16 protein-coding genes are annotated in these 18,614 nt (G+C 62.6%); 12 read left to right on the forward strand and 4 right to left on the reverse strand.

The genetic code is table 11. The features are described from left to right. Positions 1–381: 381 nt before the first annotated feature. The 5 genes from J2X19_RS16575 to J2X19_RS16595 all read left to right on the forward strand — a co-directional run bounded on the left by J2X19_RS16575 (position 382) and on the right by J2X19_RS16595 (position 8,109). Positions 382–4,923: a PAS domain S-box protein gene (locus J2X19_RS16575; protein WP_310374907.1), complete on the forward strand. Its 4,542-nt coding sequence runs from the start codon at positions 382–384 to the stop codon at positions 4,921–4,923. Then, on the forward strand, positions 4,920–5,858 hold the full coding sequence (locus J2X19_RS16580) for a diguanylate cyclase domain-containing protein (protein ID WP_310374909.1): 939 nt from the start codon (positions 4,920–4,922) through the stop codon (positions 5,856–5,858). Before J2X19_RS16575 ends, J2X19_RS16580 begins: the two co-directional genes overlap by 4 nt. A 257-nt stretch (positions 5,859–6,115) precedes the next feature. Further along, on the forward strand, positions 6,116–6,439 hold the full coding sequence (locus J2X19_RS16585) for a low molecular weight protein tyrosine phosphatase family protein (protein WP_310374911.1): 324 nt from the start codon (positions 6,116–6,118) through the stop codon (positions 6,437–6,439). Between the two features lie 52 nt (positions 6,440–6,491). Continuing rightward, positions 6,492–7,112 carry a hypothetical protein gene (locus J2X19_RS16590; protein ID WP_310374913.1) on the forward strand — a complete coding sequence of 207 codons (621 nt, stop codon included), beginning with the start codon at positions 6,492–6,494 and terminating at the stop codon, positions 7,110–7,112. A 226-nt stretch (positions 7,113–7,338) separates the two neighbouring features. Then, on the forward strand, positions 7,339–8,109 hold the full coding sequence (locus J2X19_RS16595; protein ID WP_310374915.1) for a hypothetical protein: 771 nt from the start codon (positions 7,339–7,341) through the stop codon (positions 8,107–8,109). A 43-nt stretch (positions 8,110–8,152) separates the two neighbouring features. Here J2X19_RS16595 and J2X19_RS16600 read toward each other — a convergent pair whose 3' ends face one another. Further along, positions 8,153–9,055, reverse strand: coding sequence for a LysR family transcriptional regulator (locus tag J2X19_RS16600; protein ID WP_310374917.1), 903 nt, complete (start codon positions 9,053–9,055; stop codon positions 8,153–8,155). 76 nt (positions 9,056–9,131) lie between these two features. On the opposite strand from J2X19_RS16600, the gene J2X19_RS16605 reads away from it, so the two are divergent. From J2X19_RS16605 to J2X19_RS16620, 4 genes are read left to right on the forward strand one after another with little or no spacing between them, the layout of a single operon-like run. Further along, entirely contained in the window at positions 9,132–9,641 is a 510-nt protein-coding gene (locus tag J2X19_RS16605; RefSeq protein WP_310374918.1) for a cytochrome P460 family protein, read from the forward strand. 13 nt (positions 9,642–9,654) lie between these two features. Further along, complete coding sequence (locus tag J2X19_RS16610) at positions 9,655–10,368, forward strand: DUF4405 domain-containing protein (protein WP_310374919.1); 714 nt, start codon at positions 9,655–9,657, stop codon at positions 10,366–10,368. Then, positions 10,356–11,207, forward strand: coding sequence for an aldo/keto reductase (locus tag J2X19_RS16615; RefSeq protein ID WP_310374920.1), 852 nt, complete (start codon positions 10,356–10,358; stop codon positions 11,205–11,207). Before J2X19_RS16610 ends, J2X19_RS16615 begins: the two co-directional genes overlap by 13 nt. 51 nt (positions 11,208–11,258) lie before the next feature. Further along, positions 11,259–12,407, forward strand: a complete 1,149-nt coding sequence (locus J2X19_RS16620) for an aldo/keto reductase (protein ID WP_310374921.1) — start codon at positions 11,259–11,261, stop codon at positions 12,405–12,407. Positions 12,408–12,442: 35 nt separating this feature from the next. On the opposite strand, the gene J2X19_RS16625 is transcribed toward J2X19_RS16620, so the two are convergent. Both J2X19_RS16625 and rfaE2 read right to left on the reverse strand, forming a co-directional pair. Further along, entirely contained in the window at positions 12,443–13,567 is a 1,125-nt protein-coding gene (locus J2X19_RS16625) for an SLC13 family permease (protein WP_310374924.1), read from the reverse strand. Further along, positions 13,557–14,060: a D-glycero-beta-D-manno-heptose 1-phosphate adenylyltransferase gene (gene rfaE2 / locus J2X19_RS16630; protein WP_310374925.1), complete on the reverse strand. Its 504-nt coding sequence runs from the start codon at positions 14,058–14,060 to the stop codon at positions 13,557–13,559. Before rfaE2 ends, J2X19_RS16625 begins: the two co-directional genes overlap by 11 nt. A 67-nt stretch (positions 14,061–14,127) precedes the next feature. Here rfaE2 and J2X19_RS16635 point away from each other — a divergent pair, with 67 nt between their 5' ends. Continuing rightward, the gene (locus tag J2X19_RS16635) at positions 14,128–15,330 is read left to right on the forward strand and encodes an HD-GYP domain-containing protein (RefSeq protein WP_310374927.1); all 1,203 of its coding nucleotides are present in this window, start codon (positions 14,128–14,130) and stop codon (positions 15,328–15,330) included. A gap of 1 nt (position 15,331) precedes the next feature. On the opposite strand, the gene J2X19_RS16640 is transcribed toward J2X19_RS16635, so the two are convergent. After that, a complete protein-coding gene (locus J2X19_RS16640) occupies positions 15,332–16,204 on the reverse strand; it encodes a ferritin family protein (protein ID WP_116607784.1) in 873 nt (290 codons plus the stop codon). Positions 16,205–16,582: 378 nt separating this feature from the next. On the opposite strand from J2X19_RS16640, the gene J2X19_RS16645 reads away from it, so the two are divergent. Both J2X19_RS16645 and J2X19_RS16650 read left to right on the forward strand, forming a co-directional pair. Beyond that, entirely contained in the window at positions 16,583–17,878 is a 1,296-nt protein-coding gene (locus J2X19_RS16645; RefSeq protein WP_310375346.1) for an NAD(P)/FAD-dependent oxidoreductase, read from the forward strand. Then, positions 17,875–18,609 carry a DUF1365 domain-containing protein gene (locus J2X19_RS16650; protein ID WP_310374930.1) on the forward strand — a complete coding sequence of 245 codons (735 nt, stop codon included), beginning with the start codon at positions 17,875–17,877 and terminating at the stop codon, positions 18,607–18,609. Before J2X19_RS16645 ends, J2X19_RS16650 begins: the two co-directional genes overlap by 4 nt. The last annotated feature ends 5 nt before the right edge of the window (positions 18,610–18,614 follow it).

Raw genomic sequence — 18,614 nt, forward strand, 5'->3', positions numbered from 1 at the left:
TGGGGAAAGAATTGCCCAGCCGGTCAAAGGCAAACGTAACAATATCTTCGCAAGTTTGCGCTCTGATGTGGTTAGCCCTTGGCGGGAGAAAGCCCCCATGCACGCCCCGGTGAAATCGGCAGCCGCATTGACGAAAGTGATTGCCCTGCCCACCACCGCAGGCGCTCCGAACATGCCGGAGGGCTCCTTCCGGACTGATCTCTGTCCGTGGCCTGGAGCGCGGTGCATCGCGGGTAGATGGCAGGTCCAACCCATGGCAAACTGCAATAAGCCGGAAACCGATATTGCAATAGGGAGGTACTTCTCCGTGAACTCCGGGTGCAGACCGATGGCGTACAGACCATCGCACGCTGCATTTCACCCAGAACCAAGGAGCCCACCATGCTGCGGCTGAAATCTATCGTGCAAGTGTTGTCGGCCAACCGCCTGACGCTATGGGCCATATTGGTACTTTGCGTTTTCGATGCTGCCATCGTCTGGCTAGCCGGCCAGCAGGCGCATGCTTACACCAAAGAACAGCAGGAATCGAGGCTGACCGCCCGTACCCAGGTCATCACAAAGGCATTGGAAGAGAGCCTTGCCGAGTTTCGCAGTGATGTTATTTTTCTATCCAAGTTGCCTCCGATTTCAGGCATGGTGCGTGCCAGTCTACCGGGCGGCTACGACGCCATGGAACAGACGCCGCTGTCGCTATGGCAGCAACGTCTGCAAACCATTTTCAGCGCCTACGCCCAACACAATGCCAACATCACACAGGTGCGCCTGATTGGGATAGCCGACGCAGGGCGTGAACTGGTCCGCGTCGACCGCCTGGGCGACACCACGACGATCACGCCGGACAGCCAGCTCCGGACCAAGGGCGACCGTGACTATTTCCAGGCCACCGCTTACTTGGGCCCCGGTAAGGTGCACGTCTCGGACATCACGCTGAACCGCGAAGACGGCAAACTGCAGCAGCCCATCGTGCCCACACTGCGGGTGGCCACGCCCATCTTCGATGCGGACGGAAAACTGTTCGGCATGGTGGTCATCAACATCCACGCCCGCGTGCTGCAGGCCCCCCTGCAAGACAAACTTCCACCGCAGTTCGTGGGCTATCTGACCAACAGCCAGGGAGACTTTCTGTTCCATCCGGACGCCCAACGCAGCTTTGGCTTCGAACTGGGCCATCCCTGGCGCTGGAACGATGCGTTCCAAGCCCTGCGCCCTGCCGAGCCAGGACAGGTCTACCAGGACTATGTGGGTTCGGCTGGCACCATCCACGCGACCGAGCGAGCCATTACCCTGGATGCCAACGATCCCAGCCGCGTGCTGCACGTCATCATGACCGTGCCCAACGACGTGATCACCAGTGCCGCCAACCATGCCCGCGCCATGGCCTTGCTTGCCGCCATGGTGGGCAGTTTGCTGGTAGGCGGGTTCGGGCTGCTGCTGATGCGCCAGCGCCGCCGGGCCGACGCGCAGCAGGCCCAACTGGCCGCCATCGTCGAAAGCTCGCATGACGCCATCATCGGCAAAACATTGCAGGGCCAGGTGCTCAGCTGGAACGCTGGCGCCGAGCGCATCTTTGGCTTCACGGCCGCGCAAGCCGTAGGCCATAAGCTGGCCGACCTGATCGTGCCGCCAGCGTTGATTTCCGAGGAAATCGACATTCTGCAGCGCATCGGACAGGGCGAGGTGATGTCCAGCTTCAACACCGTCCGCCAGCGGCGCGATGGCACCCAGCTGGATGTGTCGGTCACGGTGTCACCGATCTACGCCAGCAGCGGCCAGATTGTGGGTGTCTCCAAAACAGTACGCGATATCAGCGCCCAGAAAGCAGCCGAAGACCAAGTCCATGCATTGAATGCCAATCTGGAACAACAGGTGCTGGAGCGCACAGCGCAAGTCGAACACTATGCCTCGCTACAGCGGACCATTCTGTCCAACGCGCCTTACGCCATCATCGCAACCGATACCGAGGGTATCGTCACCCTGTTCAACCCGGCTGCCGAGCACATGCTGGGTTACACGGCGCAGGAGTTGCTGGGCCAGCTGACCCCCGTGAAGTTTCACGTAGCCGAAGAGATACAAGCGCGTGCCCTGCTGTTCTCGCAAGAATTGGGCACACCCATTGCAGCCGGCTTTGAAGCACTGGTAGCCAAAGCCCGCCGCAACCTGCCCAATGAAGAAATATGGACCTATGTGCGCAAAGACGGATCACGCTTTCCGGTATTGCTGTCGGTATCCGCGCTGCGCCAGGACGATGGGGCGATCAACGGTTTCCTCGGCATTGCTTCGGACATTTCACTGCGCGAACAGAATCGGCGCGAACTGGTCTCGACGCGCGACCAGTTGCTGACCGCAGCCACGGTAGCCGAGCTTGGCATCTGGACCTGGCATTTGTCCGACAACAGCTTGGTCTGGAATGAGCGGATGTACCAAATCTACGGCCTGCCCCTCTCGCAGCAGGAGGTGGGGGCGAAGTACGAAGACTGGTACGCGCGGGTGCATCCTGACGACGTGGAGGCCGCCGCCGCCCAACTGATAACGGCTATCGAGGGCCATAACGCGTTCGACACCATATTCCGCATCGTGCACTCGGACGGGAGCATCCGCTTCATCCAGGCCGCGGCTTTGGTGGAGCGCGATGAAAAAGGCCAGGCCCTGCGTATGCTGGGCATCAACCGCGACATCACGCAGCAGCACGAAACACAAGAGCTGATGCGTTCCGCCAAGCTCGCAGCAGACCGCGCCAACCAGGCCAAATCAGAATTCGTGGCCAATATGAGCCACGAAATCCGCTCACCGATGAATGCCATTCTCGGCATGCTGCAGCTGCTGCAAAGAACCCCGCTGGATGAACACCAGCAGGACTACGCCACCAAAGCCGAGTCGTCTGCGCGTGCGCTGCTGGACATCCTGAACGACATCCTCGACTTTTCCAAAGTAGAAGCTGGCAAACTGGCACTGGACCTGCACCCCTTCAATCTGGACAAGCTGCTGCGCGATATGGCGGTCATTTTGTCGGCCAATTTGGCGGGCAAGGAAATCGAGCTATTGTTCGATGCAGACCCCGCTCTGCCAAAGTGGGTCGTGGGCGACGCGCTGCGTTTGCAGCAAATTCTGCTCAACCTGGTGGGCAATGCCATCAAGTTCACCGCGCGGGGTGAAGTCGTGCTGTCAGTGGCGTGCGTGGCGCAGGAGCCAGCCGGGCTGTCGATCGCATTTACCATCCGCGATACCGGCATTGGCATCTCGCCCGAGCAATGCCAGCATATCTTCCAAGGATTTGTCCAGGCCGAAGCATCCACGACCCGGCGCTACGGCGGCAGCGGACTGGGGCTGGCCATCTGCCAGCGCTTGGTGCAGCTCATGGGCGGCAAGCTCACTGTCGACAGCGTGCTGGGGCAGGGGAGCAGTTTCCAGTTCACCATCACGCTCCAGCCGATCGAGCCGCAACTACAGGCCCAAGCTCCGTGGAATTCGCAATTGCAACACCTGAATTGCCTGGTGGTGGACGACCATCCGGCCGCCCGCCAGGTGCTGGTCGAAATGGTGGCCTCACTCGGCTGGCAGGCCGACATTGCCGAGAACGGCGTCGATGCGCTGGCGGCAATGGCGCGGCGCGGCGCAGAGCAGCCCTACGACGTGGTGTTTATCGATTGGCGCATGCCGGCCCTGGACGGCTGGGAAACCAGCAAGCGCATACGCCAAAAACTCCCCCACCATAAGACGCCGCTGATTGTGATGCTCACCACCTATGAGCGTGAACTGCTGGCACACAAGCAAACGCAGCAACCCGGCGTGGTCGACGGCGTACTGATCAAACCCATCACGGCGTCGATGCTGTTCGACGCCGTTGCCAACGTCAGGGTGGAACATCTTCCGAAACCGCTGTTGGGCATGCCAGCACCCGGATCACAGCGCCTCGCAGGCTTGCGCCTGCTCCTGGTGGAAGACAACCTCACCAACCAGCAGGTGGCCTCCGAACTGCTGAGCCTGGATGGCGCGCAGGTAGAAGTCGCCGGAGGCGGAGAAGCCGCGTTGGAGGCAGTGCAACGCGCCGATCCGCCGTTCAACGCCATTCTCATGGACGTCCAGATGCCCGGCATGGACGGCTATACCGCCACGCGGTCTATCCGCGCGCAATTCGGGCACAGCGCACCGCCCATCATTGCCATGACGGCCAATGCCATGGCGGCTGACCGCGAAGCGGCCTTGGCTGCAGGCATGGTCGACCATGTCAGCAAGCCATTCAGCCTATCGCAGTTGGTCGCGGCCATACTGCGCCACGCACGCCCATCGGTCACAGCGGCTGCACGCCCGGAGGCGGCAGACCCGCCGGGCTGGAACAGCAGTTCAGCCCTGGCCCGGCTGGATGGCAATACCAAGGTCTTCCAGTACAGCTTGCTCAGCTTCGCTGACGAGATGGATGCCTGGACCGGTCAATTGCAAACGGCAGTGGCACAACAAGGCCATGGCGAGGCGGCAAGGCTGCTGCACACCTTGAAAGGTTTGGCCGGTACCGTAGGTGCGGACCAGCTGGCCACGGAAGCAGCCCAGGCAGAAGAAGCGTTGGCGGCAACCATGGGGCGCGAGATGCGGCTGGATGATTTCAGCGCAGTGCTGGCGGCGGGCCGGACCGTCCGTCCTGCCGTACGCGAGCTTGCCGCCCGGTTCGCCCCTGGTACCGTGCTCACGCAGACTAACAGCGCCCCCGATACACCCGATTTGCGCACCAGGTTGGCCGAGCTCATACGTTTGCTGGATATGTCGAATTTAGAGGTTTTTTCGGTGTTCGAGCAGCTGCAGCAACGCCATGGCGCGCATATGTCGGTTGAGTTCACTCCGCTACGCCAAGCACTGGAAAAAATGGAGTTCGCACAAGCCTCTCGCTTCTGCACCCAGCTCTTGCGACACTTGGAAACGGGGCCGACATGAACATCCCAGCAATGCCATCCTTATCCCCTGATCTCGGCCAACGCCGGGGACAGCTGCTGGTGGTAGATGACCAGCCCATCAACATCCATGTCATCCACCAGGCGTTGACCGCCGACTACGACGTGTTCGCCGCCACCAGCGGTGAACAAGCGCTGGCTTTTTGCCAGAAAACATTGCCCGATCTGGTGCTGCTGGACGTGGTGATGCCGGTCATGGATGGCCTGGAGGTATGCCGCCGACTCAAGCAGAACCCCGATACACAGAATATTCCGGTGGTCTTCATTACCGCCTACCAGCATCCAGAAGAAGAAAACATTTGTTGGGCAGCCGGTGGCGTCGATTTTGTCAACAAGCCCGTCAATCCGGTGACCCTGCGCAACCGGGTAAAAGCCCATCTGACCCTGAAGTTCCAGGCCGACATGCTGCGGATGATTGCTTTCAACGACGGGCTCACGCACATCGCTAACCGCCGCTATTTCGACGTGCGGTTGGAGGCAGAGTGGCAGCGCTGCAGTCGCAATGGCTCCACGCTGGCGCTGTTGATGATCGACATTGATTTTTTCAAGCGCTACAACGACCGCTACGGTCATCCGACGGGCGATGACAGCCTGCGACAGGTTGCTGCAGCACTCACCGCCAACCTCAACCGCCCCTTCGATCTGGTGGCCCGGTACGGTGGGGAAGAATTTGTTTGTCTGCTGCCAGACACCGACCTGGCCGGTGCCACGGCCATTGCAAAGAAACTGGAGCTGGCGGTACGCCAATTGGGCATCGAACATCTGGGCTCTGACATCGGCCAGGTGATAACCATCAGCGTGGGCGTTGCCGCGTCCCACCCTGACCAACATAACACCAGTGCGTCACTGGTCCAGCAAGCCGACGTGCAACTCTATCAAGCCAAGCAGCAAGGACGCGGACGGGTATGCGCCGGATAGTGCATGTGCCGAATAGCGCCTGCTTTCACCGTCTCAAACCCCATAATATTTATGCCCCTAGCGCATATTCCATCTGCGGTATAAGCTATTTTTTATATAGCAAATAGTTGCCCGCAGCCTAGCGCGGCTCCAGCCGCCGGAAACGGCAGCGACCGAAGTAGCAGAAGCATTAAGGCGCTATCGTAATAAGAGCTGATAGCGCAGGTGGAATATGCGCTAGCGGCTCTTTTTCCTAAACTTTGGATGCAATTTTTGCCATGCCACGCGTACTCTTCATCTGCAGCCGCAACAGACTGCGCAGCCCTACCGCGGAGCATGTCTTCTCCACCGTACCCGGCATAGAAACAGACTCCGCCGGCCTGGCGCCGGACGCTGATTGTCCGTTGAGCGCGGACCAGATCGAATGGGCCGACATCATCTGCGTGATGGAGAAACGGCACCGCACGCAGCTGGCCCAGCGGTTCAAGCGGCACTTATCCGGCAAGAAAGTGGTGTGTTTGGACATACCGGACAACTACCAGTTCATGCAACCGGAGTTGGTGGCACTGTTGGAGAAACGGGTGTCGGGGCATCTACGTTAGATTTGCGTATCGGCCTAGAGCAGCCCTTCGCCTTCGCTATGAACTATTCACCATGCTTAAAAGCCAGTCATTGAGTCTTGAGGAAATCCAGGCTATCTGGGTACCCTATCGAGTAGCGGCCGTCCAAAATGCAGCTTGGGCTCTCGACCTAATGGCACAAGTGTCAACCGAGGTATCTGTGCAGGCGACTATCGCCGGAAAAATTCACCTCGAGGGAGACTTGGCGCTGTTTCTCAACCCAATCATTGAAAGTGGGTTTATGCACGCACGAGCGTTGCTGGAGTTTTTAGGACTGGCGGTGAAAAACGGGAAACTGATCACCGTCGCACGGCGTCAGCCTTCAGATGTAGCAATAGAGCACTATTGTTGGCATGACAAACAACTTCCAAAGGTGTCACCTGATGAAGTGTTCGACGCTATCAACATGCCACGTATCGTGGTCGAATGGGCCCTAGTCGGCATTGTTGAAAATACGAATAAATTGCTGGCCCATGTCACTACGGGCGAAGTATTGTCTATGGCCATGCTAGGTCAGATTCAAGTTGCCCTTGAGGGTATGCCGGCATTAATTGGTCGCTATTTCTATGCAAGGCTAGGTCTCTCGCCCGAAGCCAATATTGGGAATGCTCATTGGAGAAATTCTCGTGGCATGGTTCACGAAGTGCAACGTTAGATTGCGCGCACGAGTCGCAAACAGAAATTGGCCCCCTCATGAATACTGACACAAACGTGCTTATCGGATGCGATAGACAGCACGATCACGTTGGCCAGTGAGCTGAGCATTTGAATGGACTACAGCCCACCGCAAAAGCGCTTGCCTCCCCAACGCCCTCCCGGTTACCCTGAGCCCCATGTCATCAAGCCGCCACAATTTTTCGCTAGTACCCATCGAAGCAGACATGCGCGTTCTATCCTGGTGGCGGGCGCTGTGCGCCATTGCGGTGCTGAATGTGTGCCTGTGGCTGGCCGTGCTGCACATGGGGCCGGGCAGCGGTATTTACGCGGGGCTGCAGCTGGCCTTGTCGGGCGTCTACGTGCTGGTGTGCGCATACCGCTCGGTGCTGCCGCGGGTAGACCTGGAGCGGCTGGTGGTGGTGGACACGCGGCTGTCCAGCATCTTCCTGGGCCGCAGCGCAGCCACGGTGGCTGAGATCTGCTTCGCACTGCAGCTGGGGCTGTTGGTGCACCAGCTGGGCGTGCATGCCGGCCTGCCGTGGGTGCAGATGGCGGCGTGGGCGATACCGGTGTTCATGGTGGTGGCCCAGGGCTTTTGCTGGCACAGCGTGCTGACGCTGAACCACATCACCCAGGCGGTCGAGTCCTCGCTGTGGGCGGCAGGCTTTTCGTGGATGGCGGTGCTGCTGGGCGCCGTGGCCCTGGGCAGCAGTGGCTGGGTCCAGGCACTGGCCGTCGCCGGCATCCTGGGTTCGGTGTCCTTCGTGGCCTATGTGCTGTGCGTGGACGTGCCGATGTACTGGCGCCGCTACCAGCACGGCCGCGCCCACGGGCTGGCCTATATGCGGCTGGACCAGGGCGCGCGCGACGCCTGGCTGCGCCGCGTGCCCAGCGGCAGCTGGGCGGCGTGGAAGGCCGATGCGCTGTGGTTGACGCCTTACTTCAGCTTCGGCGTGTGGGTCAGCATCGCGATGGTGTTCGTGCCCGGCGCCTGACGCCCCCCACGCCTCGGCCATCGGGATTGGCAAACGGAATGAACTACCCGCTGCCGGTGTCGCTGGTGTCATATCGCAGCGCATCCACCACCAGCGCCAGCGCAGGCGAGGAGCGCCGGGTCGCGTAGTACAGGTGGTAACCGCTGTAGGTAGACGACCAGTCGTCCAGCACCGACACCAGGGTGCCATCGGCGAGATGTTGCTCCACCTGGTCGTGGCGAACCCAGGCCAGTCCGTGGCCACCCAGGGCCGCCGCAACGATCAGCGGGTTGGCGTTGAAGGCCAGTCGGCCTGAAACGCTGACATTGAAGCTTCTGTCACCCTCGTGGAACTCCCAGCTCAGCAGGCCGCTGTGCGTCGGCAGGCGGCGGCCGATGCAGTCGTGGGCCTGCAAGTCTTGCGGTTTTGCGGGGGGCAGGCGGTTGGCGAAATAGGCTGGGGCGCCAACCACGACCATGCGCATATCGGGCGCGATGCGCACGGCGATCATGTCCTTGTCCACGTCGTTGCCCAGGCGCACGCCAATGTCAAAGCGCTCGGCAACGATGTCGACGAAACGGTTGTCGCTGCTGAGCTCGAGCTGGATCTCCGGGTACCGCGGAAGCCAGGGCTCGAGCTTGGGCCACACGACCGTGCTGATGGCGTTCTCGGTGCCGGTGATACGCACCTGGCCTGCAGGCTTGCCACGCAGTTCGCTCAGGATCTGGAGTTCGCCTTCAATATCGGCGAAGCGCGGACCCACGGCCTGGTACAGGCGCTCGCCCGCTTCGGTGGTGGACACGCTGCGCGTCGTGCGGTTGAGCAATTTCATGTCGAGCCTGGACTCGAGCGCCTTCACCGTCTGGCTGAGGGCCGAAGGCGATAGCCCCATCTGCGCGGCGGCGCGCGTGAAGCTGCCGGCGCGCACCACGGCGGCAAATGCGGCCAGGTCATCGAAACGGGTCATTATTTAACCAGGCTTAAAAGGCTATGCAGATTAAGTAGTCTAGTCATCGAATGACGGCGTGTCTAGACTTGTCCGCATGCACCCAGAACCGCAAGCTTTCGCCCAATTTCGCTCCGCCCTCCGCGCCTTGTTCTTCCCGGTGGCGGGGACGGTGGCGCTGGTCGCCTTCCTGCTTTCGGCCATAGGCGCCCGCGCAGAAGTGAACCGGGTGACCTTCCCCACCAACCTCGACCGGCTGGTGCACTACACGACCGTCAAGCGTGGCGAGGTTACCGAGCACCTGCTGACCAGCCAGGAAGCCATCGATGCCATCAAGCTGGGCAAGCTGATTCCCAGCGGCACGCATGTGGTGCTGGTCGACTACCGCGACAACAAGGTGTTCCGGTACTTCGTGATGGAGAAAAAGGACGGCTGGGGCGCTGAATTTGCCCCGGCGCGGCGCACCGGCGACTGGCAGTTCCAGCACTTCAAGGCGGACAAGACCGTCAACCTGAGCGAGAACAGCGCCCGCTGCCAGTCTTGCCACCAGGGCCGCGAGGACGATCAGCACCTGTATACGCTGGGCGACATGAAACGCTTCAAGTGAAAGGCGTGACGTGGTGAAGAAGTCTTTTCTGCTGCGGCTGGTGCTGGATGGCGTGGCGGCCGGTCTGATGGTGGCTGGATTGGCCTATTACGGTCTGGGCAATGCAGCGCACGAATGGATCGGAACGGCAATGTTCGTTCTGGTGCTGGTGCATAACCTGTTCAATCGGCGCTGGTGGGGCCAGGTCGCGCAGCCGCCGCGTCAGCCGCGCGGCGGCTTCGATAGGGCTTGGACGCTGTTGTTGCTGGTTGGCATAGCGGCACTGCTGCTGACCAGCGTCTCGATTTCCCACAGTGTCTTCGCCTTCCTGCAACTGGGTGGCGGGTTCACCGCAAGGCAGGTCCATACGCTGGCCGCCTACTGGGTAGTGGTGCTGGTGGCGGTGCATCTGGGTGTGCGGTGGAAGCGGGTGATGCTGGCCGTTGGCGGCGCACTGCAGTTGCCCCAGGCTGGCCCGCTTCGCACATGCGCGCTGCGACTGCTGGCCGCAGCCATCGCGGCCTATGGTGTGAAAAGCTCTTTTGTCATGGGCGTGGGCGGCAGGCTAGCCATGCAGATGCGCCTGGACGGCTGGGACTTCGAGGCCTCGACCGCCGGATTCTTCGTTCACTGGATCTCCATCGTCGGGCTCTATGTCTTTCTCACGCACTACACGCTGGCCTGGATGCCGCGCTCGGTGAACAACCGGCCCAAACCATTGGTGAAGGAACCCACATGCAACACGTAACACTCAACAATGGCCTGCAGATGCCCATCCTCGGTTACGGCGTCTTCCAGATCCCCGACGCCCAGGAATGCCAGCGCAGCGTGGCCGACGCCATCGCATGCGGCTACCGCCTGATCGACACGGCGGCTTCGTACATGAACGAGGAAGCGGTCGGCAAAGGCCTGCGTGCCAGCGGCGTAGCCCGTGAAGACCTGTTCGTCACCAGCAAACTCTGGGTGCAGGACACGGGCTTCGAGCGCACCCGCGAGGCCATCCACAAGACACTGCATCGCCTGCAACTCGATTACCTTGACCTCTACCTGATCCACCAGCCATATGCAGACGTTCACGGATCGTGGCGTGCGATGGAAGAGGCCTACCGCGCCGGAAAGCTCCGGGCCATCGGCGTCAGCAATTTCCACCCCGACCGGTTGATGGACATCATGGCCTTCAACGACATCCAGCCGGCCGTGAACCAGGTGGAGGTCAATCCTTTTCACCAGCAAATGGAGAGCGCAGACTTCATGCGCGACAACGGCGTGCAGGCCGAAGCCTGGGCACCGTTCGCCGAAGGACGCAACAACCTGTTCCAGAACGAAAAGCTGACGGCCATCGGTGACAAGCATGGCAAATCGGTCGGGCAGGTGGTGCTACGCTGGCTGGTGCAGCGCGGCATCGTGGCCCTGGCGAAGTCAGTGCGCAAGGAGCGCATGGCCGAGAACCTGAACGTCTTCGACTTTGAACTGTCGGCTGCGGACATGGCCGACATCGCCACCTTGGAGACCGGCACCAGCAGCTTCTTCTCGCACCGCGATCCGGCCAGAGTCAAGTGGATGAGCGAACGGCGGCTGGATATCTGACGCGCGCACCTGGCCCCAACACACCAACCCCACAACAGGAGAACGTCAGCCATGGCGAAGAACATCCATTCCGCATCCGACCGCCGAGGCTTTCTGCTGTCGGCCGGCACTCTCGCCGCAAGCTCGTTGGCCACCAGTGTGGCCACGGCGCAAACCATGGGCGCCAGTGCGTCTGCCACGGCCAGCCCCCTGGGGTCGAGAAAACTCGGCACGCTCCAGGTTTCCAGCATCGGCCTGGGCGTGCAGAACATGGGCCGCACCTACCAGACCACGGTGCCGAGCCGGCCCGAGATGGTCAACATCATCCGGCGCGCCTTCGACAGCGGTGTGACCTTCTTCGACGCCGCCGAGGCCTATGGTCCGCACGAGGTCGAGCGCATCCTGGGCGAGGGCATCGCGCCATTCCGCAACCAGGTCGCCATCACGTCGAAGTTCGGCTGGAACATCGACCTGCAGACCGGCCAGCGTCTTCCAGGACTCATCAGCCGGCCCGACCACATCAAGCTCGCCGTCGAAGGCATGCTCAAGCGTTTGCGCACCGACCGCATCGATCTGCTGTACCAGCACCGCGTGGACCCCCAGGTGCCCATCGAGGATGTCGCCGGCGCCATCAAGGAGCTGATAGCCCAGGGCAAGGTGCTGCATTGGGGCTTGTGCGAGATGGGCCCTGGCACGCTGCGCCGTGCCCACGCGGAATTGCCGGTAAGCGCTGTTCAGAACGAGTATTCGATGCTCTGGCGCGGCCCCGAGAAATGGGTGCTCCCCCTGTGCGAGGAACTGGGAATCGGCTTCGTGCCCTGGAGCCCGCTCGGCGTAGGTTTCCTGACGGGCGCTATCGACGCGAGGACGCGGTTTGCCGATGGCGACATCCGCAAGATCGAATCCCGCTTCGCGCCGGAGAACCTGCCGCGCAACCTGGCACTGGTGGAGCTGCTCAAACGTTGGGCCGCAAGCAAGGCCGCCACCCCTGGCCAGATCGCGCTGGCTTGGCTGATGGCCAGAAAGCCATGGATCGTACCGATCCCGGGCACCACACAGATGCCGCACATGCTTGAAAACATCGGCGCTGCAGCCGTACGCTTCACGCCACAGGAGTTCGCCGAACTCGATGCAGCCGTTGCGGCGATAGAGATTCAAGGTGCACGCCTGCCGGACAGCGTGCTGGTGTACTCCGACGTGGAAGCGCCGTTAAAACGTTAGTCGGCGCATATTCCACCTGCGCTAGCAGCTATTTTTTACATAGCAAACAGCAGTACCCACCCCACCGCCGCCCCGGCCACCAGAAACGGTACCGACCACACGTGGAAGCTGATCCAGGCGCGCTTGTCGGGCGCCATGCGCAGGGCGATCAGATTGGCCAGCGAGCCGACCATCAGGCCGAAGCCGCCGATGTTGACGGCGTAGGCCAGTACCTTCCAGTCCTTGGAAAATTCGGCCAGCGCAATCGCCGCGGGCACGTTGCTGACAATCTGCGAGGTGGCGATGCCGGCCCAGAACAGGTGCATGGGCTGGGCCAGGCCCCAGCCGGCCAGGGCCTGCTGCACCACGTCCAAGCCGACCAGCAGGCGCAGGTCGATGAACATCAGCACAAACACCAGCAGCAGCCCCCAGTCGATATGCGCGAGCACGCGCCAACGGATGCTGCCCAGGCACAGCAGCACGGCCAGCAAGGCCCAGGGCGCGTAGTGCAGGTCGGTCAGCACCAGGAACACCGGGTACAGCAGCAGCGACACGGCGAGCAGGCGCTTGTGCAGCAGGTGCTCGGACTGCGGATCGCTGGTCTGCAGCAGTCGGCCGGAGAAGGCCAGCGCGGTCACCGCCCACAGCAGCAGCATCAGCACCGCCACCAGCGGCAGCATGTGCCAGACGAACTGGGCGAAGGACGTGCCCGACAGCTGCCAGAGGAACAGGTTTTGCGGGTTGCCGATGGGCGTCAGCGCCGAACCGGCGTTCACCGCCAGCGCCTCGAACACCACCAACCGGGTGGTCGGCAGCGGGGTGATGCGGCAGATGCCCAGGGTCAGCGGCACGATGACGAACAGCGCCACGTCGTTGGTCAGCACGGTGGACAGTACGGCAGCGGCCGTCACCAGGCAGAGGGCCGCCGCGCGTTCGCTGGTCATGTAGCCGACCAGCCAGTGGCCCAGGCGGTGCAGCGCGCCGCTGGTTTCCACGCCCTGGGTCAAGGCCAGCAGGCCGGTGAGGGCGGCGATGGTCGGCCAGTCGACCAGGGCCGGGTAGCTGGGCAGCGGGGTGCGGCTGACCAGGCTCAGGCCGACCAGGGCCAGCAGCAGGATTTGCAAAAAGCGGTCTTTGCGCAGCCCTTGCCAGGCCCGGGCCAGCAGGGCTTTAAACGCCATGCGGCCGCTGGATCTTGCGCACCAGGGCGGTGGTCGAATAGCCGTCGACAAACGGAATCGCCAGCGCGGTGCCGCCGTAGGCCTGCACCACGGCGGTTTCGGCCAGCTTCTGCATATCGTAATCGCCGCCCTTGACCAGGATGTCGGGACGCAGCGCGGTGATCAGCTCCAGCGGCGTGTCTTCGTCGAACCAGGTGACCAGGCTGACCGACTCCAGCGCGGCCATCAGCACGGCGCGGTCGGTCTCCTTATTCAGCGGCCGGTCCGGGCCCTTGCCGAGGCGGCGCGCCGAGGCGTCGCTGTTCAGTGCCACGATCAAGCTACCGCCCAAAGATCGGGCCTGGGCCAGGTAGGTGGCGTGGCCGCGGTGCAGGATGTCGAACACCCCGTTGGTGAACACCCAGGGGCGGGGCAGGCCGGCCAACTGGGCGGCCGCGTCCTCGCGGTTGCAGATTTTGGCAAGAAAAGCGGGGGGGGCGAGGGTGTCGGTCATCCATAAATGCTAGCAGGCTCAAGCAGGCAGTAGATATGTCGATACTGAACTGATAACCTTTACGACCATGAACCTTATTGCTGTCAACGTTTCCACCCTGCGCCTGGGCCAACCGCTTCCATTTGCCCTGCGTAACGAACAGGGTGTGCTGCTCGCCCACAAGGGGTATGTGATCAACGACCGCGAAGAGATCAGCTACTGGACCTCGCGCGGCATGACCCTGTGCGTGGACGTGGACGCCGCCGACAACCACCGCGCCTACGTGGGCAAGCTGTACGAGATGGTGCGCTCGGACACACCGCTGGGCGATATCGCCGACATGCAGCTGGCCGCCGCCGACCTGGACAAGGGCGATGCACGCGAGGTGTCGGCCATCCCCGACTGGACTGCCTTGCAGATCCGCGCCAACGGCCTGCTGCGCGACCCGCAGAACGAGCAGTTCCTGCCGCGGCTGGACAAGCTCTATACCGAACTGAACCAGCTGGTCGAGCAGCACCCGGACGCCACGCTGTGCGCGCTGATGCATTTGTCGGCCACCGAGATGCAGATGTACAGCGCCACCCATGCGATGCTGGTCTATGTGGTGTGCAGCCTGGCGGCGCGCGAGGTGCTGAACTGGCCGGCCGACCTGGATGCGACCCTGGGCAAGGCCGCGCTGACCATGAACATCGCCATGACGGCAATGCAGGACGAGCTGACCCTGCAGAACCAGGCGCTCACCGCCAAGCAGATCGAAATGGTCGAGCAGCATGCGCAGCGTGCCTTCAGCATGCTGGTGGCCATGGGGGTGGACAACGAAAACTGGCTGCTGGCGGTGCGCCACCACCACGACCGCTCGCCCGGACCGCTGGGCGGCAAGACCGTGGCACTGCGGCTGGCGCGGCTGATCCAGCGGGCCGACACCTTTATCGCCCGGCTCTCGCCGCGCGCGGGCCGGCTGTCGATGCCGCCCAATGCGGCCATGCAGGCCTGCTATTTCGACGAGAAAAAGCATGTGGACGAAGCCGGCGCGGCGCTGATCAAGGCTGTAGGCGTGTATTCGCCCGGGGTCTATGTGCGGCTGGCGAATGGCGAAATCGCCGTGGTGATCCGCCGCAGCGCCAATACCACCGCGCCGCGGGTGGCGGTGATCATCAACCGCGAAGGCATGCCCACCGGCGAAATGATCGTGCGCGAGACCAATACCGCCATCCACAAGATCATCGCCCACGTGCCGCACCGCGACGTCAAGGTGCAGGTGCAGCTGGAGCGCCTGCTGGCGCTGATCTAGCTCAGGTAGCCGCTGGTGTGGGCGGCGTGGCAGCCGCGCTGTCGGCCAGCTCTTTGCTGATCTCTTTGCGGTAGCGGTTCAGCTCTTGCACGGTCTTGAAGCTGCGGTCCATCAGCAGACTCAGGTTGTGCAGGATGCGATCAACCACCTTGCCCTCCCACACCGCGTCGAACTTGATCTGCGTGTCCAGCCAGTGCTCCAGCCACTCGGGATTCGGCAGGCGGCTCTGAATGGTGTCGCGCGGAAACAGGCTCTCGTTCACGTGCAGATTGGTCGGGTGCAGCGCCTGGGCGGTGCGGCGGGCGCTGGCCATCAGCACGCCCACCTTGGTGAAGGCGGTACGGGCTTCGTTACCCACGTTGTTGATGGCGCGCTTCATGTAGCGCAGGTAGGCGCCACCGTGGCGGGCTTCGTCCTGGCTGAGCTTGGTGTAGATGTTCTTGATCACCGGCTCGGAATGCCATTCGCTGGCCCGGCGGTACCAGTGGTTCAGGCGGATCTCGCCGCAGAAATGCAGCATCAGCGTCTCCAGCGCAGGCGCCGGGTCGAACTCGAAGCGGATGTCGTGCAGCTCTTCTTCGGTGGGCACGAGATCGGGGCGGAAGCGGCGCAGGTACTCCATCAGCACCAGCGAATGCTTTTGCTCTTCAAAGAACCAGACCGACATGAAGGCGGAGAAATCGCTGTCGTCCTGGTTGTCGCGCAAGAACATCTCGGTGGCCGGCAAGGCCGCCCACTCGGTGATGGCGTTCATCTTGATGGTCTGTGCCTGTTCGTCGGTCAACAGGCTCGGATCGAAGTCAGCCCATGGAACATCTTTTTCCATATTCCAACGCACGGCTTCGAGTTGCTTAAAAAGTTCAGGGTAGAGCATGGCAATCCTTCATAACTGGCTTCATTCTAGGCGGTTGGGGTGACATTGCAGGCTGGCGGAAACACCGGGGCGCGTGGAAAATAAAACTTGTTAGTCACAAAGTGACTGATTGGTATATTATCACCCTATGCGATCTACCCGCTTCACATTCCTTTACCCCTCCGCGGTGGCACGGCCCGGGAACTTATTGCGGCCGGTGCCGCTCCATAGCCGGGTTGCTGCATCTGCGGTACACACCTTTTTCTGGCAGCGAAGCCGTCCGCACACTGTGTGCAGGCACGATACCCCGGGGCGGTTCTCCTCCTCCCTCACTCCCTCGTTCGCATCGGGGTGCTTCGCAGCCACTTTCCTTCGCCAGGCGGCCTGATGGGCGCGCCGCTGAAACTGGCCATCGTCGGCTCGGGCATTTCCGGGCTGGCGGTCGCGCACCGGTTGCGCGGCCAGGCCGACATCACCCTGTTCGAAGCCGGCAGCTACTTTGGCGGCCACACCCATACCGTCGACCTGACCCTGCCCACCCCCGGCGGCCTGGTCACGCACGGGGTGGACACCGGCTTTCTGGTCTTCAACGAGCGCACCTACCCGCAGCTGATCGCCCTGCTGGCCGAGCTGGACGTGGCCACGGCCAAGACCGACATGTCGTTCTCGGCGCAGATTCCCCCCAGCACGCCGGACCAGCGCTATGTGGAATGGAGCGGCAGCACGCTGGGCAGCGTGTTCGCCCAGCGCCGCAACCTGTGGAGCCCGCGCTTCTGGGGCATGCTGCGCGACCTGCTGCGCTTCAACCGGATCACCACCCGGCTGGCTTTGGACAACCACGACGCCGCCCTGGCCCAGCCGCTGGGCGAGTTTCTGGACCAGCAGCGCTTCGGCACAGCCTTCCGCGACTGGTACTTTCTGCCCATGATGGGCTGCATCTGGAGCTGCCCGACCGCGCAGATGCTGCAGTTTCCGGTGGCCACCATGGTGCGCTTCTGCCACAACCACGGCCTGCTGCAGGTGCTGAACCGGCCCCAGTGGTGGACGGTCACCGGCGGCGCGCGGCATTACGTGGACAAGATCGTCGAGAAAATCGCCGACAGGCGCCTGAACAGCCCGGTACAGCGCATCGAGCGCCTGGCCGACGGCGTGCAGATCACCAGCCAGACCCACGGCTTCGCGCGCACCGAGCGCTTCGACAAAGTGGTGCTGGCCACCCATTCCGACCAGGCCCTGGCGCTGCTGGCAGCCCCCAGTGCGGCCGAGCAGGCCACCCTGGGCGCCATCCACTACCACGCGAACCGGGCAGTGCTGCACACCGATGCCTCGCTGTTGCCGCACAACCCCAGCGCCTGGGCTGCGTGGAACTACGAGCGCGCGCCGGCCACGGATACCGAATCCAGCCGCGTGTGCCTGCACTACTGGCTGAACAAGCTGCAGCCGCTGCCCTGGAGCCAACCGGTGGTCGTCTCCTTGAATCCAATCCGCGAGATCGCGCGTACCCATGTCATGGGCACTTTTGACTACGCACACCCGGTTCTGGACCTGGCCGCCATCGCGGCGCAAAAGCGCATGCCCGACCTGCAAGGCCAGCAGAACACCTACTTTTGTGGCGCGTGGATGGGCTACGGCTTCCACGAGGACGGCCTGAAAGCCGGGCTGGCCGTGGCCGAGCTGCTCAAGGCCGGGGTATGAACCAGGCACAGATAGGCTTCGGCCAGGTCCGCCACACCCGGCTGCGCCCGGTGCGCCATGCCTTCGCCTACCCGACCTACTTTCTGATGCTGCCCATGCGCTCGCTGGCCGGCAGCCCGCTGGCCATCAACCGCCGCGCGGCCTTGAGCTTTTATGACGCCGACCACGGCGACGGCCAAGGCAGCGCCCTGGCCTGGATCGAAGCCCTGCTGCAGCGCGAAGGCATCACCGATGCCGACGGCGAGATCTGGCTGCATTGCTACCCACGGGTCTTCGGCCATACCTTCAAGCCGGTGAGCTTCTGGTACTGCGAACGCGCCGACGGGTCGCTGCGCGCCATCGTGGTCGAGGTCAACAACACCTTTGGCGAACGGCACTGCTACGTGCTCGACCAACCCCGTTACGGCGTCGAGCTGACCGCCGCCAAGGTGTTCCACGTGTCACCCTTCTGCCCTGTCGAGGGCGGCTACCGCTTCCGCTTCATGCGCGCCGGCGACAAGACCGTGGCCCGCGTCGACTATGACGATGCGCAAGGCGCCCTCATAGCAACCAGCGTCAGCGGCAGCCTGCAGCCCATCACCGCCGCCAGCATCCGCCGCGCGCTCTGGCGCTACCCGGCGATGACCTTCGGCGTGGTCGCGCGCATCCACTGGCAGGCCTTCCAGCTGTGGCGGCAGCGCGTGCCGTTTTTCAGCAAACCCGTGCCCCCCAAAGATTTTGTGACGAGATAGCGACA

Origin of the sequence: Rhodoferax ferrireducens (genome assembly GCF_031458075.1) — a bacterium.
GTDB classification, from domain to species: domain Bacteria; phylum Pseudomonadota; class Gammaproteobacteria; order Burkholderiales; family Burkholderiaceae_C; genus Rhodoferax_B; species Rhodoferax_B ferrireducens_A.

What these genes read in the sequence shown, in the direction of transcription:
- J2X19_RS16575 (WP_310374907.1), top strand. Translation starts at nt 382, where the DNA reads ATGCTGCGGCTGAAATCTATCGTGCAAGTGTTGTCGGCCAACCGCCTG.
- J2X19_RS16580 (WP_310374909.1), top strand. Translation starts at nt 4,920, where the DNA reads ATGAACATCCCAGCAATGCCATCCTTATCCCCTGATCTCGGCCAACGC.
- J2X19_RS16585 (WP_310374911.1), top strand. Translation starts at nt 6,116, where the DNA reads ATGCCACGCGTACTCTTCATCTGCAGCCGCAACAGACTGCGCAGCCCT.
- J2X19_RS16590 (WP_310374913.1), top strand. Translation starts at nt 6,492, where the DNA reads ATGCTTAAAAGCCAGTCATTGAGTCTTGAGGAAATCCAGGCTATCTGG.
- J2X19_RS16595 (WP_310374915.1), top strand. Translation starts at nt 7,339, where the DNA reads ATGCGCGTTCTATCCTGGTGGCGGGCGCTGTGCGCCATTGCGGTGCTG.
- J2X19_RS16600 (WP_310374917.1), bottom strand. Translation starts at nt 9,055, where the DNA reads ATGACCCGTTTCGATGACCTGGCCGCATTTGCCGCCGTGGTGCGCGCC.
- J2X19_RS16605 (WP_310374918.1), top strand. Translation starts at nt 9,132, where the DNA reads ATGCACCCAGAACCGCAAGCTTTCGCCCAATTTCGCTCCGCCCTCCGC.
- J2X19_RS16615 (WP_310374920.1), top strand. Translation starts at nt 10,356, where the DNA reads ATGCAACACGTAACACTCAACAATGGCCTGCAGATGCCCATCCTCGGT.
- J2X19_RS16620 (WP_310374921.1), top strand. Translation starts at nt 11,259, where the DNA reads ATGGCGAAGAACATCCATTCCGCATCCGACCGCCGAGGCTTTCTGCTG.
- J2X19_RS16625 (WP_310374924.1), bottom strand. Translation starts at nt 13,567, where the DNA reads ATGGCGTTTAAAGCCCTGCTGGCCCGGGCCTGGCAAGGGCTGCGCAAA.
- rfaE2 (WP_310374925.1), bottom strand. Translation starts at nt 14,060, where the DNA reads ATGACCGACACCCTCGCCCCCCCCGCTTTTCTTGCCAAAATCTGCAAC.
- J2X19_RS16635 (WP_310374927.1), top strand. Translation starts at nt 14,128, where the DNA reads ATGAACCTTATTGCTGTCAACGTTTCCACCCTGCGCCTGGGCCAACCG.
- J2X19_RS16640 (WP_116607784.1), bottom strand. Translation starts at nt 16,204, where the DNA reads ATGCTCTACCCTGAACTTTTTAAGCAACTCGAAGCCGTGCGTTGGAAT.
- J2X19_RS16650 (WP_310374930.1), top strand. Translation starts at nt 17,875, where the DNA reads ATGAACCAGGCACAGATAGGCTTCGGCCAGGTCCGCCACACCCGGCTG.